The organism is Enterobacter ludwigii (assembly GCA_023023105.1).
Taxonomy (GTDB): Bacteria; Pseudomonadota; Gammaproteobacteria; order Enterobacterales; family Enterobacteriaceae; genus Enterobacter; species Enterobacter adelaidei.
In genome coordinates this window covers 179,131-197,803 of record CP083824.1, presented here as the reverse complement: position 1 = coordinate 197,803, position 18,673 = coordinate 179,131, and the positions used below count along the sequence as shown (strand labels likewise).

Here is an 18,673-nt window from a genome sequence, read left to right as displayed (position 1 = left end):
AAGGAAAGAAGATGAAAAAACGCGTACTCGTTATTGCCGCTCTGGTGAGCGGTGCACTGGCTGTTTCTGGCTGCACAACTAACCCTTACACCGGTGAAAGCCAGGCGGGTAAATCCGGCATCGGCGCGGGTATCGGCTCGCTGGTAGGGGCTGGCGTTGGCGCGCTCTCCTCCTCCAAGAAAGACCGTGGCAAAGGCGCACTGATTGGCGCAGCGGCGGGAGCCGCATTGGGCGGTGGCGTCGGCTATTACATGGACGTGCAGGAAGCGAAACTGCGCGACAAAATGAAGGGAACCGGCGTGAGTGTGACGCGTAGTGGCGACAACATCATTCTGAACATGCCGAACAATGTTACCTTCGACAGCAGCAGCGCGACGCTGAAACCTGCGGGTGCGAACACCCTGACAGGTGTGGCAATGGTACTGAAAGAGTATAACAAGACCGCCGTGAATGTGATTGGCTACACCGACAGCACCGGTAGCCAGGATCTGAACATGCGTCTGTCTCAACAGCGTGCCGATTCCGTGGCCAGCTCGCTGATCACTCAGGGCGTTGAAGCGAACCGCATCCGCACCAGCGGAATGGGTCCTGCCAACCCTATCGCCAGCAACAGCACGGCGGAAGGCAAAGCGCAAAACCGCCGCGTTGAGATTACGTTAAGCCCTGTGCAGTAATCGCATTTCCCCCTCTCCTCGCAGGAGAGGGTATGAACCACTTGCCATCGTTGATTTTCCCGCTAAGGTATTCTCACTAAATTCAGGGAAATCAGCGATGAGCAAACCAGCCCGGGCCACCATCAGCGACGTGGCGAAAGCAGCCAAAACCGGTAAAACCAGCATTTCGCGCTATCTCAACGGCGAAAAACACCTGTTGTCCGATGCGCTGCTGGCTCGTATTGAACAGGCCATTGCCGATCTCGACTACCGCCCCAGTATCATGGCACGCGGGCTCAAACGGGGACGTACCCGTCTTATTGGGCTTATCATCGCCGATATCACCAACCCCTACTCCGTAAACGTGCTGAGCGGTATTGAAGCCGCCTGTCGTGAGAAAGGTTTTACGCCACTGGTCTGTAACACCAACAACGAAGTCGACCAGGAGCTGCATTATCTCGATCTGCTGCGTAGCTACCAGGTGGAAGGGATTGTGGTTAACGCCGTGGGTATGCGTGAAGAAGGTCTAAACCGCCTTCAACAATCGTCCCTGCCTATGGTCCTGATTGACCGTAAAATTCCTGAATTCGCCTGCGATGTCGTCGGACTGGATAACACCCAGGCCGCCACTACCGCCACCGAGCATCTGATCGAACAGGGTTTCGAAGCCATTCTATTTCTGAGTGAACCACTGGGGATGGTTAACACGCGTCGCGAGCGTTTGAGTGCATTTCGCGCCACTTTGGAACGTTATCCCGGAGTGATCGCCGAAAATGCCGAAACCCCGCTGCACGAAGCCGATCGACTCGACAATACCCTGCGCCAGTTCCACACCCGGCATCGTGGAATGCGCAAAGCCGTCATTTCCGCCAACGGGGCTCTGACGCTGCAAGTCGCCCGCTCGCTCAAACGCATTGGCCTGCACTGGGGCAGCGATATCGGTCTGCTGGGGTTCGATGAACTGGAGTGGGCGGAACTGGCAGGCGTCGGCATTACCACCCTCAAACAACCCACCTGGCAGATTGGCTATGCTGCTGTAGAACAAGTGGTTCGTCGTATTGAAGGCACCAGTGATGCCGTACGCGAGCAGGTCTTCTCCGGCGAGCTGATCGTTCGCGGCTCCACCGCGCGTTAATTTTCCCTTGTGATACCGATCATAATTTCGACATCCTGAACTTTCCTTTGGAACCGGTTCCATATAGCGTAATAACATTGATATGTTGCGATGGAGTCCGAAGATGGGCAGGAAAATCATGGTGGTCACCGCCGCGTACGGCGCGGAACAGGTGCGACAGGCAGGCGGTCAACGGGCAATGCTTCCCGTGATTGCGGGCGCAGGTGCCGACGGCGTGGAGATCCGCCGCGAGCTGTTCAACAGCGAAGAGTTACTGGCACTGCCTGCGCTGGGTGAATCTATTGAACTGTTGGGCCTGCTGGCGTGTTACTCCGCCCCCGCCGCCCTGTTTATGCCTGACGGTACCCTCAACCCGGACCTGCCCCGCTATCTCTCCGAGGCCAGCACCCTGAATGCGCTGTGGCTGAAAGTTTCACTCGGGTATTTCAGCGACACCCAGCCGCTTGAAGCCCTGCGGAACCTGCTGAATAAAAGCGGCATGGCACTGGTGGTGGAAAACGACCAGACCGACTGCGGCCAGCTTGCGCCAATGCAGCGCTTTAAAGCTGCCTGCCGGGAGAGGGCACTGCCCGTTACGCTAACCTTCGATATGGGTAACTGGCTATGGGTCGGCGACTCCCCTGAAGAAGCCGCCCGTCATCTGGCCCCTGCTGTGAGCTATATCCACGTTAAAGCCGCCGTTCCGCATAAGGATAATTTCCGCGCCGTGGCACCGGATCGTGCTGATGCGCGCTGGCTGGATCTGCTCTGCCAGTTACCCGCCGATGCCCCGCGCGGTATCGAGTTTCCGCTGGAAGGGACGGATTTAACCGCCGTTACCCGCCATTACGTCAACCTGCTGCGCGAGGAGTAAACCATGCACAAGACGCTGGATGTCATTACGATTGGCGAGGCCATGGCGATGTTTGTCGCTACCGAAACCGGCGAGCTGAGCGCGGTAGAGCATTTCATCAAACGCGTGGCTGGCGCAGAGCTGAACGTCGCAACCGGTCTGGCGCGTCTCGGCCTTAACGTGGGCTGGGTCAGCCGCGTAGGGGACGATAGCTTCGGTCATTTCGTTCTCGACTCGTTGAAAAAAGAAGGGATTGATTCGGCAGGCGTGACGCTCAACGGGCGCTTCGCGACCGGCTTTCAGCTTAAATCTAAGGTCGAAAATGGAACCGATCCCATTGTGGAGTATTTCCGTAAAGGGTCGGCGGCAAGCCATCTCTCAGTGGAAGATTACCACGCCGACTATTTTGCCTCTGCACGCCATTTGCACCTGAGCGGCGTGGCGGCAGCGCTCTCAGCCAGCTCATACGCATTGCTGGATCATGCTGCATCTATCATGAAGGCACAGGGTAAAACGATCTCTTTCGATCCTAACCTGCGTCCGGTGCTGTGGAAAAGTGAAGCGGAAATGGTGGAGAAACTTAACCATCTGGCATTCCAGGCTGACTGGGTTCTGCCGGGAGTGAAAGAAGGGATGATCCTCACCGGTGAAAGCACGCCTGAAGGCATCGCCGACTTCTACCTGAATAAAGGGGTAAAAGCCGTGGTGCTGAAAACCGGTGCCGATGGTGCATGGTTTAAAACCGCCGAAGGTGAACAAGGTGCGGTCGCTGCGGTAAAAGTTGAAAACGTGGTCGACACCGTCGGCGCGGGCGATGGCTTTGCCGTGGGAGTCATTAGCGCTCTGCTGGAAGGTAAACCACTGCAGCAAGCCGTCGCGCGGGGCAACAGGATAGGCTCGCTGGCTATTCAGGTACAAGGCGATAGCGAAGGATTACCAACCCGAGCAGAGCTTAACGAATAAACATTCCCCTCACTCAACAAAACAAACCACCGTGTACCCTACAGACAACGGCGGTAACAACCTCAACAACAGAGGCAAGCCTATGAACAGTTCGACCAATGCAGTGAAACGCTGGTGGTACATCATGCCAATCGTGTTTATCACGTACAGCCTGGCGTACCTTGATCGTGCCAACTTCAGTTTCGCGTCCGCGGCGGGGATCACCGAAGACCTTGGGATCACCAAAGGTATCTCCTCTCTGCTGGGTGCCCTTTTCTTCCTGGGTTATTTCTTCTTCCAGATCCCCGGCGCTATCTACGCCGAACGCCGCAGCGTGCGTAAGCTGATCTTCATCTGTCTGATCCTGTGGGGTGCCTGCGCATCACTGACCGGCGTGGTGAACAATATTCCTACACTGGCCGCCATTCGCTTTATCCTCGGCGTCGTTGAGGCGGCCGTCATGCCGGCGATGCTGATCTACATCAGCAACTGGTTTACTAAATCTGAACGCTCCCGCGCGAATACCTTCCTGATCCTCGGTAACCCGGTCACGGTACTGTGGATGTCGGTAGTTTCCGGCTACCTGATCCAGTCCTTCGGCTGGCGCGAAATGTTTATCATCGAAGGGGTACCCGCGGTTATCTGGGCCTTCTGCTGGTGGGTGCTGGTGAAAGATAAGCCGGCTCAGGCGAAATGGCTTTCCGAAGACGAAAAAGCGGCGCTGCAGGCACAGCTGGATAAAGAACAACAAGGTCTGAAGGCCGTACGTAACTATGGTGAAGCCTTCCGCTCGCGTAACGTGATCCTGCTTTGTGCGCAATATTTTACCTGGAGTATTGGCGTGTACGGCTTTGTGCTGTGGCTGCCGTTGATTATCCGCAGCGGTGGCGAAAACCTCGGCATGGTAGAGGTAGGCTGGCTCTCTTCCGTGCCGTATCTGGCGGCAACCATCGCCATGATCGTCGCATCGTGGGCATCGGATAAACTGCAGAACCGTAAGCTGTTTGTCTGGCCGCTGCTGCTGATCGCTGCCTTTGCTTTCATTGGCTCCTGGGCCGTAGGTGCGAATCACTTCTGGGCCTCTTACGCTCTGCTGGTCATTGCCGGTGCAGCCATGTACGCCCCGTACGGTCCGTTCTTTGCCATCATTCCGGAAATGCTGCCGCGTAACGTGGCGGGCGGCGCGATGGCGCTGATTAACAGTATGGGTGCGCTGGGTTCGTTCTGCGGCTCCTGGTTTGTCGGTTATCTGAACGGTGCTACGGGCAGTCCATCCGCATCATACATCTTTATGGGGGTAGCGCTTTTCGCCTCCGTGTGGCTTACTCTGATTGTTAAGCCTGCTAACAATCAACAACACCCCGTCGGCGCACGCCACGCCTGAATCCTTAGAAATCAACGGAGATTAGCATGAAGCCGTCCGTCATTTTGTATAAAGCCCTGCCGGAAGATCTGCAGAAACGTCTTGAAGAACACTTCAGCGTCACGCAGGTGAAGAACCTGAGCCCGGAGACCGTGGCACAGCACGCTGAAGCGTTCGCCAGCGCCGAAGGCCTGTTGGGTTCAAGCGAAAAAGTGGATATCGCCCTGCTGGAAAAAATGCCGAAGCTTCGTGCTACCTCTACCGTTTCCGTGGGTTACGACAACTTCGATGTGGATGCTCTTAACGCCCGCAAGATCCTGTTGATGCACACGCCACATGCCCTGACGGAAACCGTGGCCGACACGCTGATGGCGCTGGTACTCACCACGGCCCGTCGCGTGGTGGAAGTGGCTGAACGCGTCAAAGCGGGCGAATGGACAAAGAGCATTGGTCCGGACTGGTTTGGCGTGGATGTTCACGGCAAAACGCTGGGCATTGTTGGCATGGGGCGTATCGGGCTGGCGCTGGCGCAGCGCGCACATTTTGGTTTTAACATGCCGATTCTGTATAACGCGCGCCGCCATCACAGTGAAGCTGAAGAGCGCTTTAACGCGCGCTATTGCGAGCTGGATACGTTGCTGCAGGAAGCCGATTATGTTTGCCTGATCCTGCCGCTGTCGGAAGAAACGCATCATCTGATTGGCAAAGAGGAATTCGCGAAGATGAAGAAATCAGCCATTTTCATCAACGCGGGTCGTGGCCCGGTGGTGGATGAGAAGGCGCTGATTGAAGCCCTGCAAAACGGCGAGATCCATGCCGCAGGTCTGGACGTATTTGAACAGGAGCCGCTTCCGGTGGATTCTCCCCTGCTTTCGCTGCCTAACGTGGTTGCCCTGCCCCACATCGGCTCAGCCACCCATGAAACACGCTACAATATGGCGGCCACGGCGGTAGATAACCTGATCGCCGCACTCAGCGGAAAAGTGGAGCTAAACTGCGTCAACCCGCAGATACAACAGTAGAAACGAAAAAACCCGCCAGAAGGCGAGTTTTTAAATTCTTTGCTACTGGGTTGGAAGCTTACAGGCTTACAACGTTACCAGCTGCTGGGCCTTTAGCGCCGCTTTCAATGGTGAAGGAAACTTTCTGACCTTCGTCCAGAGATTTGTAGCCATCGTTCTGGATAGCAGAGAAGTGTACGAACACGTCTTTAGAGCCATCGTCAGGAGTGATGAAGCCGAAACCTTTATCAGCGTTGAACCATTTTACCAGACCAGTCATTTTAGCAGACATAGAAATTACCTTATTAACAAATATATTGTGCCTTCCGGCTTGATGGATTGCGTTACAGATTTTTAAGCGATGAAGGAAGGGTCACTACGAAGGGTATCTATGGATAACAATCTGGACTGCTTTACTAAACTGCTTTAGGTCTGTGTAACAAACCGACGGGAATAGTTATACCGATGTGCCAGAGGAATGACAAGCGTTATTTTAATCAGGAATAAAAAAACCCCGCCTGAGGCGGGGTTTTTCAGTTTATTCTGTGGCGGTGACCGCTGCAGTCCACGCCTGACTAAAGGCCTGATGCTGGGAGGCCAGCGGTCCAATCAGCGTATTGTACTGACTTGCCTGCTGCGAGGTCGGGAACTGAATACCGTTAGCGACAAAGCTCACCTGCGTATTCTGCTGGGAGATGAAGTCACCCACCTGAACCAGCTGCTGCGTGAAAATTTGTGCGGCCGGAATCAACGGCTGCAGCGCTTCAGAAGGTTTCGTCACCACTTTCTCATACACTTTGTCGAAGACCGGTTTGAGATCGTCGCCCTGCTTCAGCGCTGAACGTGACGCATCAGCCTGCATTTTCGCATTCTGCAGCTGCTGGCTCAGCACGCCGAGTGCACCGTTGGACTGGCGCAGCGGTTCACGCTGGGTCATATAATCCTGTGGCACGCGGATGGCGTTCACGCTATCCACCACCGGACGAATACCGGAATCCATCGCCTGGCTCACCTGCTGTGAATAACCGTAAAGAATGGCGTAATCGGACACGAAGGGGCCAAACTGTTTTTTCTGATCCGCAGTCAGCGTCGGCAACCGCTCGCCGCTGCGCATCACTGTATTCTGCAGAAAATCGATAAACGCTTTGCGCTGATCGCCTTCTTTATCAAAACACCCACTCAGGCTAACAACCATCAACAACGCCGCAATAGGCGCAAACCAGCGAGAGCAGGACTTTCCTGTCGCCATTTTATTACTCCTTTCACCCAAAAAAGCGCACACCGGCACACGCGTGCCCAACGCTGACAAGGATAGTCCAGGTCAGCCTTGCAAGATACTCTTTTCAATCAAAACGGCTATTGCCGTTTTATTTCTTAGCCTTTACAAAAAATGCCTGACGACGCCGACATATGAGTAATCAGGTAATTAGCATAACTATCCATATCGTTGATACGGGCAAAGCAATCTTTTCCGCACGATTAATCACAACCATGACGATCCCTCGTTTGTATTAGAGACTATCCTTAATTGGCTCTCTGATGTTCTTGATCCCGATGTGTGATTTAAGAGGAGTTCTCAATGGAATATAAAGATCCTGAGTTTGAGCTGCTGAGCAGTCTGGAACAGATTATTTTTAAAGATGTACCGCAGACGATTACCCTGCAACAAAAGTCCAATCCCTTTACAGAATATGAGCAATTGCGCAAAGGGACAGGACTGAAAACCGAAGAATTCGCCAGAGCAATGGGTGTCAGCGTGGCGATGGTACAGGAGTGGGAGTCAAAACGTGAAAAACCCACGCCAACCGAGTTAAAGCTGATGCGCCTGATTCAGGCCAGCCCTGCATTCAGCAAACAGATAGCGTAATAACGTTCGAATGCCCCCGCCTCTGCGGGGGCTTGTGTTTAAAGACTTTCACAGCGCCAACCCTCCTCTTCCCACACCAGCTCATGCGTCAACATTAACCCTTTTAAAAATGCCTCATCGTGTGACACCACCAGCAGCGCACCGGGGAAGCCAGCCAGTGCCGATTCAATCGCCTGGACTGATGCAAGATCCAGATGGTTGGTCGGTTCATCCAGCAGCAGGAGCTGCGTAGCCTCCGCGCGCCACAGTACGCAGGCCAGGGCAGCCTTAAGACGTTCGCCGCCGCTCAACTCTGCCAGCGGGAGCGTGACCTTGTCGGCACCCAGTTGAAGCTGGGCTAAACGGGTTCGTATCACGCCCTCATCCAGCGGTGTATTCCCCAGATTGAGATGCGTCATGACCGACTGCGAAAGATCGAGCTGAGACAGATGCTGGTCGAGATAAGCACAGCTTACAGATACCTTACAGGCACCGGAACGAGGGGTATTTTCACCGAGGATCGCTTTTAACAATGTCGACTTTCCGCAGCCGTTCGGTCCCTTTAACGCTACGCGCATCGGTCCGTCCATCCGCCAGTTGATCGGAGGAACTGGCACATGCGGCAACACCAAATCCTCCATAACCAGCACCTGCTTCCCTTCGGGGATCTGGCTTCCAGGCAAGGTAAACATCACCGGATTATCCGCTTCAACCCGCTCGCGAGCCTTGTTCACCGCGGCGTTCAGCGCTTCATTTTGATCGCTGTGCTGTTTTTTCCAGGAGCCGATCCGCTCCTTTGCCGCGCCTTTATATTTGACCCGCTCGAACGACGCGATATTCAGGGTATCGACGGTGCGCAATGTCTTTGCCGAACGCCGCTGGCTGTCGTCATGCTCTTTTTGCATTCGCGCTCGGGTGCGTTTTCGCTCCGTCGCCGCATGTTCCAGCGCCGCGCGGGCCGCCTGCTGTTCAAAATCCCGCTGATGGGTATAGTCCGCGTAATTCCCGCCGTAGCTGCGCAGACCCGAGGCGCTCAGTTCAAGGATACGCGACACCTGCTCCAGAAGTTCGCGGTCATGGGAGGCCACCAGCACGCCGCCCTGATAGCAGGCAAGCTGGTCGTAGAACCACGTCCGGCCTTGTCGATCAAGATGGTTGGTGGGTTCGTCCAGCAACAGATAATCTGCTTGTGCCGTGAATGCGCCGCACAGCAGGGCGCGAATGCGCTCACCGCCGCTGAATTCGCTGGCTATTTTATCGGGGTCAAACGGTGGCAATTTCGCATGGATAAACGCCTCGCTCAGGCGTTCTGCTAAATCCCAGTTCCCGTCGAGCATTTCCAGATCTTCAGGCTGATAGTCCCCGCTGTCGATACGCGATCGCGCCGCGAAGATTGCCTCGTATCCGAGCAGCTCAGCCAGCGTAGTGTGCGGCAAAATATCCTGCTGTTGAGCCACATAGACGTGTGTTCCTGTACGTTCGATATGCCCGCTTGCGGGCTCATCAAGCCCTGCAAGCAAGCGTAGCAGACGCGTTTTCCCGCTGCCGTTGCGGCCAACCAGTGCGCACAAAGACGCTTCCAGAGAAAAATTCAGCGGACCAAAAAGGGTATCGCCCGTCGCAAACTGACAGGTGACCTGATGCAAAATAAAAGAAGGGGACTGCGCAAAATGAGCCATAAGCACTCCTGAATGAAATCAAAACATCCCCTGCCGACGCGGTGGCGTTTAGCAAGGATCGAAATTCATCAGTCGTGTTTGTTCATTTTTGGGGGGCGCTCCTGAGGGCGAAATTTAACGGGGACAAGGATAGCGGGAATGCGTTGAACATTTCAAGGTTAAATTTTCAGCAACACACCATAAAAAAACCCGCCGAAGCGGGTTTTTAGCATTTGTAGCAACGGGCACATTACTGCAGCAGCGAAATATCCGCCACGCGCAGGAACAGCTCGCGCAGTTTTTCGAGCATAGAGAGACGGTTGATACGCAGCTCTTTATCTTCTACGTTCACCATCACTTTCTCGAAGAAGGCGTCGATAACGTCACGCAGTTCCGCCAGTTCTACCAACGCTTCCTGGTAGCGACCTTCAGCGAAAAACGGCTCGAGCTTGTCACGCAGCACCACAACCTGCATTGCCAGAGCGATCTCTTCCGGCTCTTTCAGGGTCGCGGCGTTCACGCGCTCGTTCAGCGTCTCGTCGGATTTCGCCAGAATGTTAGATACACGCTTATTGGCCGCGGCCAGGGCAGATGCCGCTTCCAGCGTACGGAAGTGGGACACCGCCTTCATACGCGCATCGAAATCGGCCGGACGGGTTGGACGACGCGCCAGTACCGCCTGAATGGTATCGACGGTGTAGCCTTCGTCCTGATACCACGCGCGGAAACGACCGAGCATAAAGTCGATCACGTCATCCACGACTTTCGCGTTGGTCAGCTTGTCACCATACAGACGCACCGCTTCTTCAGTCAGGGTCTGCAGATCCAGGTTCAGGTTCTTCTCAACGATGATGCGCAGCACGCCCAGTGCAGCACGACGCAGCGCGAACGGGTCTTTATCGCCTTTCGGATGCTGACCAATGCCAAAGATACCCGCCAGGGTGTCCATCTTATCGGCAATCGCGACGGCGCAAGCCACCGGGTTAGACGGCAGTTCGTCACCCGCAAAGCGCGGCTGATACTGCTCGTTCAGGGCAACTGCCACATCTTCCGCTTCGCCATCGTGACGCGCGTAGTGCATGCCCATCACACCCTGGGTGTCGGTAAACTCGAACACCATGTTGGTCATCAGGTCACACTTGGACAGCAGGCCAGCACGAGTGGCGTGGTTTACGTCCGCACCAATTTCACGCGCGATCCAGCCAGACAGCTCCGCGATACGGTCAGTTTTGTCACGCAGCGTACCCAGCTGCTGCTGGAACAGCACGGTCTGCAGACGTGGGAGATGATCTTCCAGACGTTTTTTACGGTCGGTGTTGAAGAAGAACTCCGCATCCGCCAGACGTGGACGAACCACTTTCTCGTTACCCGAGATAATCTGGATCGGATCTTTGGATTCGATATTGGCAACGAAGATGAAGTTTGGCAGCAGTTTGCCGTCGTTGGCATAAACCGGGAAGTACTTCTGGTCACCCTTCATGGTGTACACCAGTGCTTCAGCCGGAACGGCCAGGAATTTCTCTTCGAATTTCGCGGTCAGTACAACCGGCCATTCCACCAGTGAAGTCACTTCTTCCAGCAGGCTGTCGCTCAGATCGGCTTTACCGCCAATCTTGCGCGCCGCGTCTTCCGCGTCCGCTTTGATTTTGGCTTTACGCTGTTCGTAGTCAGCAATGACTTTACCGCGTTCCAGCAGGATCTCTGGGTACTGATCGGCGTTGTCGATGGTGAACTCAGGCTCGCCCATAAAGCGGTGGCCACGGATCACGCGATCGGACGCTACGCCCAGAATGGTGGCAGGAACAACGGTATCGCCCAACAGCAGGGTCACGGTGTGAACCGGACGCACGAAGTGCACGTCAGACGCACCCCAGCGCATCAGTTTTGGAATAGGCAGCTTAGCCAGGGAAGTGGCAATCATGTCAGGCAGCAGCGCTTCTGCGCTTTCACCTTTCACATGCGCACGGTACAGCAACCACTCACCTTTGTCGGTGGTCAGACGCTCAGCCTGGTCAACGGTAATACCGCAACCACGCGCCCAACCTTCAGCCGCTTTACTCGGCTTGCCTTCGGCGTCAAACGCCTGGGCAATTGCAGGGCCACGTTTTTCGACTTCGCGATCCGGCTGAGACGCCGCCAGATTTGCCACTTTCAGCGCCAGACGACGCGGTGCAGCAAACCACTCAATTTTACCGTGTGCCAGGCCAGCGTTATCCAGCTCGGCAGTCACGTTCGCAGCAAAAGATTCAGCCAGGCTGCGCAGGGCTTTTGGTGGCAGCTCTTCAGTGCCGATTTCCACCAGGAAAGTTTTCTCAGACATGGCCGCCTCTTATTTGTTTCGATTGCACATCGGGAAGCCAAGGGCTTCACGGGACGCATAGTAAGCTTCTGCAACGGCTTTGGTCAGGGTACGAATACGCAGAATGTAGCGCTGACGTTCAGTCACGGAGATGGCTTTGCGGGCGTCCAGCAGGTTGAAACTGTGGGCGGCCTTCAGAATACGCTCGTAAGCAGGCAGCGGCAGCGGAGTCTCCAGCGCCAGCAACTGCTGCGCTTCTTTCTCGTACTGCTCGAAGCAGGTGAACAGGAAGTCCACGTCTGCGTATTCGAAGTTATAGGTGGATTGCTCCACTTCGTTCTGATGGAACACGTCGCCGTAGGTGGTTTTACCCAGCGGGCCGTCGCTCCAGACCAGGTCGTAAACGCTGTCTACGCCCTGAATATACATAGCCAGACGTTCCAGACCGTAAGTGATTTCACCGGTAATCGGTTTACATTCCAGACCACCAACCTGCTGGAAGTAGGTGAACTGGGTCACTTCCATACCGTTCAGCCACACTTCCCAACCCAGACCCCAAGCACCCAGCGTTGGGTTTTCCCAGTTGTCTTCCACGAAACGAATGTCGTGAATGGTTGGATCCATACCCAGCTCTTTCAGTGACCCGAGGTACAGTTCCTGAATATTGTCTGGTGATGGCTTAATCACCACCTGGAACTGATAGTAATGCTGCAGACGGTTCGGGTTCTCACCGTAGCGACCATCGGTCGGACGACGGGAAGGCTGCACATACGCGGTCGCCATTGGCTCCGGCCCCAACGCGCGTAAGCTGGTCATCGGGTGTGAAGTGCCTGCGCCGACTTCCATGTCCAAAGGTTGAACAATGGTACAGCCCTGACGAGCCCAGTAATCCTGTAAGGTCAGGATCAGGCCCTGGAAGGTCTTGGTATCAAACTTTTGCATAGTATTTCGTGCTGGATACGTGTGGTTTTAAATGGAAGGGACCAGTATACCCGCTGGCTGCAAGATATACAGTATGAAACGGGTTTGTTTAGGGAAAATTGGGAAATAAGCCGTCAAGCCAGAGCGCTGATGGCGTCTGGCTGTAGATTATACGAGCAGGCTAACGCATGGAGAGGTGTAAAAACTGGCCATCCGCATCAAACGAGCAGATAAAGCCCTCTTTACGGGATGTATAACCCCTCAGCTCATAACTTCCCTGAAAGCGCTCAAACCCGGTGACATCAATTTTCTGCACGTCCGAGTTATAGCGTCGGGCCGCCTGCCCCTTACAGAGCTGTTCCATATTCAGCGAACGTTCCGGGCTTATTTTCCCCTGCTGCGCTTTTTGCACGGGGGCTTCTTGTGGGGCACTGCACCCTGCCAGCATGAACAGCAGAAAGAGTGACGCCACACGCTTCATCATCATTTTTATCACCGCCCTGGTCAGTGGCTGTTATTTTTAGTATCAAAGCTTTTATAGATTACGGTCCGGCATTCTGCGAATCTCGCGGCCTCCCTACAAGCCTTCTGAATAAAACTCAGATTTTTCCAGAAGAAGACTTCTGGAAAATGACAGTCATACTCAATTTACAGGGAATACGAGGAACTGATGCAGTCAAAAATTAACTGGATTGATAACCTGCGAGGAATAGCGTGTCTGATGGTGGTGATGATCCACACGACGACCTGGTATGTCACGAATCCGCACAGCATCACTCCTGTTAACTGGGATATCGCCAATATTCTCAACGCGGCTTCGCGCGTCAGCGTGCCGCTATTCTTTATGATTTCCGGCTTTCTCTTTTTTGGCGAGCGTAGTGCGCAACCAAAGCACTTTATCCGCATCGCCGCCTGCCTGGGATTTTACAGCGCCGTTGCCTTGCTCTACATCAGCCTGTTTACCTCCATTAATGCCGGGTTATCGCTAAAATACGTGCTGCAAAAACCGGTGTTCTACCACCTGTGGTTCTTCTTCGCCATTATCGTTATCTATCTGGTCTCCCCGCTTATCCAGGTGAAAAACGTCAGCGGCAAAATGCTCCTGGCTCTGATGGTCGTCATTGGCGTCATTGCCAACCCGAATACTGTCTCGCAGAAACTCGACGGTTTTGAATGGTTACCGGTCAACCTCTATATCAGCGGCGATACGTTTTACTACGTGCTGTACGGCATGCTGGGGCGCGCCATTGGGATGATGGATACTCAAAAACGCGGTATGAACTGGCTGTGTGGGGCGTTGTTCATCGCTGGCGTGGCGGTGATTTCACGCGGGACGCTGCACGAGTTGCAGTGGCGTGGCAATTTTGCCGATACCTGGTATCTGTATTGCGGACCAATGGTCTTTATCTGTGCCGCATCGCTCCTCACGCTAGCCAAAAATACCCTGAATACGCGTCCCTTGCCCATGCTGAGCGTTATCTCGCGGCATTCTCTGGGGATTTATGGATTTCACGCGCTGATCATCCACGCGCTACGAACGAGGGGCGTTGAGCTGAAAAGCTGGCCGGTGCTGGATATTATCTGGATTTTTGTCGCCACGCTGGTTGTCAGCCTGCTGCTGTCGATGCTGCTGCAAAAAATAGACACGCGCCGCTTCGTCAGTTAACGCTTCGCTGCCGGGCTCGATGATACTGGCGCGGGGAGGAAAACCCTGCCGCCAATGAAGCCTGCTCCACGGCGCGCCCCTGCAACAACCACTGCTCCGCCACCGCCAGACGCAACTGCTCCAGATAATCGCGAACGCTAATCCCTAAATGCGACTGAAAAAGCCGGGTTAGATGACGTGGGCTGACATGCGCCACGGCGGCGATCTCAGGCAAATTCCATGTTTTTTGCGGCTCGGCGGTGAGCGCATCCTGCGCCCGATGGATGGCCGGATGAAGATGATTACGGTAGCGCAACCACGGGGATAACTGGGGGTCATCGCCGGAGCGGCGGAACCAGACCACCATCTCACGTGCCACGGCCAGCGCCTTTTCCGGGCCGCACAGGCGGTTAATCATATGCAGTGCCAGATCGATGCCAGAGGTGATCCCTGCGCTGGTCCAGATATTCTCATCCTGCACAAATATCCGGTTTTCTTTAATCATCGCCGTGGGAGCCGCGGTGCGTAAACGGTTAATAACATCATGATGGGTTGTACACTGACGGTGATTCAGCAGGCCTGATTTCGCCGCCAGTAAGGCCCCAGAACAGACACACATCACGGTAATATCCTGGCGTTGGATCTGCGGTTGCAGGCGCATCAGCCAGTGCTGGATCTGCTGCGCCTGTGGCGTTGAGAATTGACAGCGGGAGTCGCTCACCCCCGGCAGGACCAGCAGGCTGCCGGGAGGCAGGCTTTCGGGCAGCGGCTTAATGCCGCTCATCGTCAGACCTATCGACGTCGGAACGTCCGGTTGCGGGCCAATGTAATGCAGACGAAACGCGTTGCCAGCCAGCACAAAGGTCTCCGCCGGGCCCGTCATATCTAATGACAGCACCCCGGGCAACATCACGAACCAGACGTCGATGCGCATTTCAATGACTCCAGCGTCTCCGCTACCGTTTTAATCTCGGCAAAACGCCCGGACAGCACCGTCTCGGTACGGTGGCGAATTTCCGCTGCGCTAAGGGTAATGCCCTTGTAGGTCATTGGAAATGTAAGCGTTGCCTCGCTAACAAAGGTCACAGCATAACCCAGATCGGATGCCACGCGTGCCGTGGTTTCACAGCATTGTTCAGTGCGAATGCCGCAGATAATAAGCTGATTGATATCACGCTCGCGCAACCAGCGGTCGAGCCCGGTATCCGTGAAGGCATTATGGACGTGTTTCTGGAAAACCACATCCGGCTGATGACGCAAAAAGGCCATTGGTTTGACATAGCCGCTCTGCAGGGTGAAAGGGCCATCTTCATCGACATGAAAGATATCAACGACCGAAATATTGCGTGCCTGGCAGCCCTCAATCAGCCCCAGCATCGCCTGCTGAAAGGCAGGAATGTCGTCCTCCTGCCAGTAATAGCGATGATGGAACGACTGCTGCGTATCAATATTGATTAATGCAATGCGTGACATGAGATCTCCTCGCCAGTGGGTGTGACACCATACTGGCAAGGAAAGGAAGGCACGCACAGACCAAAAAAGGACATCCTCGTGCCTATCCAGGACAAGCGTATTTACGACATCAGCGGCAGCAGCTGCTGATAGATTTTGCGGAACACGTCGCGTCTTTCCGCGTACCGCGCATGGCGTGACGCGTCAGGTAAATGCGCCTGTTCAAGCGTAAGCTGCGGCAACAGCTGCGAAAGCGGTTTTTCAGGGTTGATGGCTATCTGTGCCAGACGCGCGGCACCAAGTGCTGGCCCGACATCGCCACCGGTGCGAAAATCCAGCTGCAATCCACTGATATCCGCCAGCATCTGTCGCCAGTAAGGGCTTCGCGCACCGCCGCCGATCAGGGTGACGCTTGCCGGTTTCAGACCGCAGTCATGCACCACGTCCATTCCGTCGGCCAGCGCATAGCCCACACCTTCCAGCACCGCACGCGCCAGTTCTGCCGGGCCATGCTGATGGGTTAAACCGAAGAACACCCCTTTCGCTTCCGGGTTGTTGTGCGGCGTACGCTCGCCGGAAAGATACGGTAAAAACCAGACGGTACCCGCAGCGTCATCCGCCTGCTGCGCCGCAGAAATGAGCGCCGGAACGTCGGCCATGCCGGTCAGCTTCGCCGCCCAGTCCAGGCAAGACGCCGCACTGAGCATGACCGACATCAAATGCCATTTCCCCGGAAGGGCATGGCAGAAGCTGTGTACCGCACTTTCAGGATTGCTGCGATACCCGTCGCTGACGGCAAAATAGACGCCAGACGTTCCCAGAGAAAGCATCGCCTGTCCCGCCTCAACCATGCCGACGCCCACGGCACCCGCCGCGTTGTCACCGCCACCGGCCACCACCGGTACGGCAGGTATATTCCAGCGTTCAGCAACGGCTGGCAGCAATGTACCGGTAATTTCGCTGCCTTCGAACAGTGCGGGCATATGCTCGCGGGTCAAATGGCAGGCATCCAGCATCGCCTCGCTCCAGTCACGTTTCGCCACGTCGAGCCACATGGTGCCGGCGGCATCAGACATGTCGGACGCAAAATCGCCCGTCATACGAAAGCGCAGATAGTCTTTCGGTAGCAGGACTTTCGCCACCTGACGGAAAATCTCCGGCTCGTGTCGCTGCACCCACAGTAATTTGGGCGCAGTAAAACCGGGCATCATCAGGTTGCCGGTGATGTCACGGGATGTGGGCACGCGCGCCTCAAGAAGCGCACACTCTTCTGCACAGCGGCCATCGTTCCAGAGGATCGCAGGACGAAGCACGCGCTGCTGGCTATCCAGCAGCGTAGCGCCGTGCATTTGCCCGGCGATCCCCAGCGCTTTCACGTCACGCAGACTGTGTTGTTCACTTAAGGCCTGTATTGCACGATCCGTCGCCTGCCACCACTGCTCCGGATCCTGTTCCGACCACAGCGGATGCGGACGTGAAACCTGCAGCTTTTCTGTCTGTGTTGCTACCACATCGCCTTGCTCGCTTAACAGGATGGCTTTCACACCCGATGTGCCAAGATCGATCCCGATATACATTCCGGTGACTCCTTTAACAGAAATGCCCGGTGGCGCTGCGCCGACCGGGCCTGGATGCTGTTATTTATCGAACAGATAGTGATTGACCAGATTTTCCAGCAACTCCTGGTGCCCGCTCTGGTGCTGCGGTGCCAGTTGATGTTGTTCAGCGTACTTCGCGATTTCCGCAAGTGATAACTGACCTTTCAAAATTTGCTGGCCCAGCTCACTGTTCCAGCCGCTGTAACGCTTCGCCACGCGTTTATCCAGTTCACCGTCTTCAATCATACGCGCGGCCACTTTCAGCGCCAGCGCCATCGTGTCCATCGCGCCAATGTGGCCATAGAACAGATCGTATTTATCGGTACTCTGACGACGCACTTTGGCGTCAAAGTTCAGGCCACCCGTGGTGAAACCACCCGCTTTGATGATTTCATACATCACCAGCGCATTCTCTTCCACGCTGTTCGGGAACTGGTCTGTATCCCAGCCCAGCTGTGCATCGCCCCGGTTAGCATCAACAGAGCCGAAGATGCCCAGCGCAATAGCAGAGGCAATCTCGTGATGGAAAGAGTGACCCGCCAGGGTGGCATGGTTGGCTTCAATGTTAACTTTAATCTCTTTTTCCAGGCCGAACTGCTTCAGGAAGCCGTACACGGTCGCCACATCGTAGTCATACTGATGCTTCGTCGGTTCCTGCGGTTTCGGTTCAATCAGCAGCGTCCCGCGGAAACCGATTTTGTGCTTATGCTCGACAACCATTTGCATAAAGCGGCCAATCTGCTCGCGTTCCTGGCGCAGATCGGTGTTGAGCAGGGTTTCATAGCCTTCACGACCGCCCCACAGAACATAGTTCTCACCACCCAACTGATGCGTGGCGTTCATTGCCGTCACAACCTGCGTAGCCGCCCAGCTAAACACTTCCGGATCCGGATTGGTTGCCGCGCCCGCACCGTAACGTGGGTTGGTGAAGCAGTTTGCCGTGCCCCACAGCAGCTTCACGCCGCTTTGCTGCTGTTTCGCCGCCAGCACATCCACCATCTGCGCAAAATTGTTCAGGTACTCTTTCAGCGACGCGCCTTCCGGTGACACATCGACATCATGGAAGCAGTAGTACGGCACGTTCAGCTTGTGGAAGAACTCAAACGCCACATCGGCTTTACGCTTCGCCAGCTCGATGGCCTCACCAGGTTGCTGCCACGGGCGGTCAAAGGAACCCACACCGAACATATCGGCACCATTCCAGCAGAAGGTATGCCAGTAACAGGCGGCAAAGCGCAGATGATCTTCCATGCGCTTACCCAGCACCAGCTCATCCGGGTTGTAGTGACGAAATGCTAAGGAAGGTGCGAATAAGCAGGTCATTTCTT

General features: G+C 55.2%; 17 protein-coding genes and 1 pseudogene. 8 read left to right on the top strand and 10 right to left on the bottom strand.

Features of this window, described 5'->3' with window-relative positions:
• Positions 1-11 precede the first annotated feature (11 nt).
• The 6 genes from LCD46_00900 (at position 12) to ghrB (ending at position 5,947) form a co-directional block, all read left to right on the top strand.
• Positions 12-674 (top strand): OmpA family lipoprotein, encoded by a 663-nt coding sequence (locus tag LCD46_00900; GenBank protein ID UOY70944.1) that lies wholly within the window; start codon positions 12-14, stop codon positions 672-674.
• A gap of 97 nt (positions 675-771) precedes the next feature.
• Positions 772-1,788: a LacI family DNA-binding transcriptional regulator gene (locus tag LCD46_00895; protein UOY70943.1), complete on the top strand. Its 1,017-nt coding sequence runs from the start codon at positions 772-774 to the stop codon at positions 1,786-1,788.
• A gap of 103 nt (positions 1,789-1,891) precedes the next feature.
• Positions 1,892-2,641 (top strand): sugar phosphate isomerase/epimerase, encoded by a 750-nt coding sequence (locus LCD46_00890; GenBank protein ID UOY70942.1) that lies wholly within the window; start codon positions 1,892-1,894, stop codon positions 2,639-2,641.
• Positions 2,642-2,644: 3 nt separating this feature from the next.
• Positions 2,645-3,583: a sugar kinase gene (locus tag LCD46_00885; GenBank protein UOY70941.1), complete on the top strand. Its 939-nt coding sequence runs from the start codon at positions 2,645-2,647 to the stop codon at positions 3,581-3,583.
• Between the two features lie 82 nt (positions 3,584-3,665).
• Positions 3,666-4,946, top strand: a complete 1,281-nt coding sequence (locus LCD46_00880) for an MFS transporter (protein UOY70940.1) — start codon at positions 3,666-3,668, stop codon at positions 4,944-4,946.
• Positions 4,947-4,972: 26 nt separating this feature from the next.
• Positions 4,973-5,947: a glyoxylate/hydroxypyruvate reductase GhrB gene (ghrB, locus tag LCD46_00875; protein ID UOY70939.1), complete on the top strand. Its 975-nt coding sequence runs from the start codon at positions 4,973-4,975 to the stop codon at positions 5,945-5,947.
• A 58-nt stretch (positions 5,948-6,005) separates the two neighbouring features.
• Here the strand turns inward: ghrB and cspA are convergent, their stop codons facing one another.
• Positions 6,006-6,218: an RNA chaperone/antiterminator CspA gene (gene cspA, locus LCD46_00870; protein ID UOY70938.1), complete on the bottom strand. Its 213-nt coding sequence runs from the start codon at positions 6,216-6,218 to the stop codon at positions 6,006-6,008.
• Between the two features lie 246 nt (positions 6,219-6,464).
• A complete protein-coding gene (locus tag LCD46_00865; protein ID UOY70937.1) occupies positions 6,465-7,175 on the bottom strand; it encodes a DUF3053 domain-containing protein in 711 nt (236 codons plus the stop codon).
• 330 nt (positions 7,176-7,505) lie between these two features.
• On the opposite strand from LCD46_00865, the gene LCD46_00860 reads away from it, so the two are divergent.
• Positions 7,506-7,793 (top strand): HTH-type transcriptional regulator, encoded by a 288-nt coding sequence (locus LCD46_00860; GenBank protein ID UOY70936.1) that lies wholly within the window; start codon positions 7,506-7,508, stop codon positions 7,791-7,793.
• 38 nt (positions 7,794-7,831) lie between these two features.
• Here LCD46_00860 and LCD46_00855 read toward each other — a convergent pair whose 3' ends face one another.
• The 4 genes from LCD46_00855 to LCD46_00840 form a co-directional block, all read right to left on the bottom strand.
• The gene (locus LCD46_00855; GenBank protein UOY70935.1) at positions 7,832-9,451 is read right to left on the bottom strand and encodes an ATP-binding cassette domain-containing protein; all 1,620 of its coding nucleotides are present in this window, start codon (positions 9,449-9,451) and stop codon (positions 7,832-7,834) included.
• A gap of 229 nt (positions 9,452-9,680) precedes the next feature.
• Positions 9,681-11,750, bottom strand: coding sequence for a glycine--tRNA ligase subunit beta (gene glyS, locus LCD46_00850; protein ID UOY70934.1), 2,070 nt, complete (start codon positions 11,748-11,750; stop codon positions 9,681-9,683).
• Positions 11,751-11,759: 9 nt separating this feature from the next.
• Positions 11,760-12,671: a glycine--tRNA ligase subunit alpha gene (gene glyQ / locus LCD46_00845; protein UOY70933.1), complete on the bottom strand. Its 912-nt coding sequence runs from the start codon at positions 12,669-12,671 to the stop codon at positions 11,760-11,762.
• Between the two features lie 160 nt (positions 12,672-12,831).
• Entirely contained in the window at positions 12,832-13,137 is a 306-nt protein-coding gene (locus tag LCD46_00840) for a hypothetical protein (GenBank protein ID UOY70932.1), read from the bottom strand.
• Positions 13,138-13,320: 183 nt separating this feature from the next.
• Here LCD46_00840 and LCD46_00835 point away from each other — a divergent pair, with 183 nt between their 5' ends.
• Positions 13,321-14,316: an acyltransferase gene (locus tag LCD46_00835; protein UOY70931.1), complete on the top strand. Its 996-nt coding sequence runs from the start codon at positions 13,321-13,323 to the stop codon at positions 14,314-14,316.
• On the opposite strand, the gene LCD46_00830 is transcribed toward LCD46_00835, so the two are convergent.
• From LCD46_00830 to xylA, 4 genes and pseudogenes are all read right to left on the bottom strand, one after another.
• Positions 14,309-15,229: a helix-turn-helix domain-containing protein gene (locus LCD46_00830; GenBank protein ID UOY70930.1), complete on the bottom strand. Its 921-nt coding sequence runs from the start codon at positions 15,227-15,229 to the stop codon at positions 14,309-14,311. The genes LCD46_00835 and LCD46_00830 overlap by 8 nt on opposite strands.
• Positions 15,205-15,768, bottom strand: coding sequence for an isochorismatase family protein (locus tag LCD46_00825; protein UOY70929.1), 564 nt, complete (start codon positions 15,766-15,768; stop codon positions 15,205-15,207). Before LCD46_00825 ends, LCD46_00830 begins: the two co-directional genes overlap by 25 nt.
• 101 nt (positions 15,769-15,869) lie before the next feature.
• On the bottom strand, positions 15,870-17,324 hold the full coding sequence (gene xylB, locus LCD46_00820) for a xylulokinase (GenBank protein ID UOY70928.1): 1,455 nt from the start codon (positions 17,322-17,324) through the stop codon (positions 15,870-15,872).
• A gap of 60 nt (positions 17,325-17,384) precedes the next feature.
• A pseudogene (gene xylA, locus LCD46_00815) lies at positions 17,385-18,644 on the bottom strand (xylose isomerase).
• Positions 18,645-18,673 lie beyond the last annotated feature (29 nt).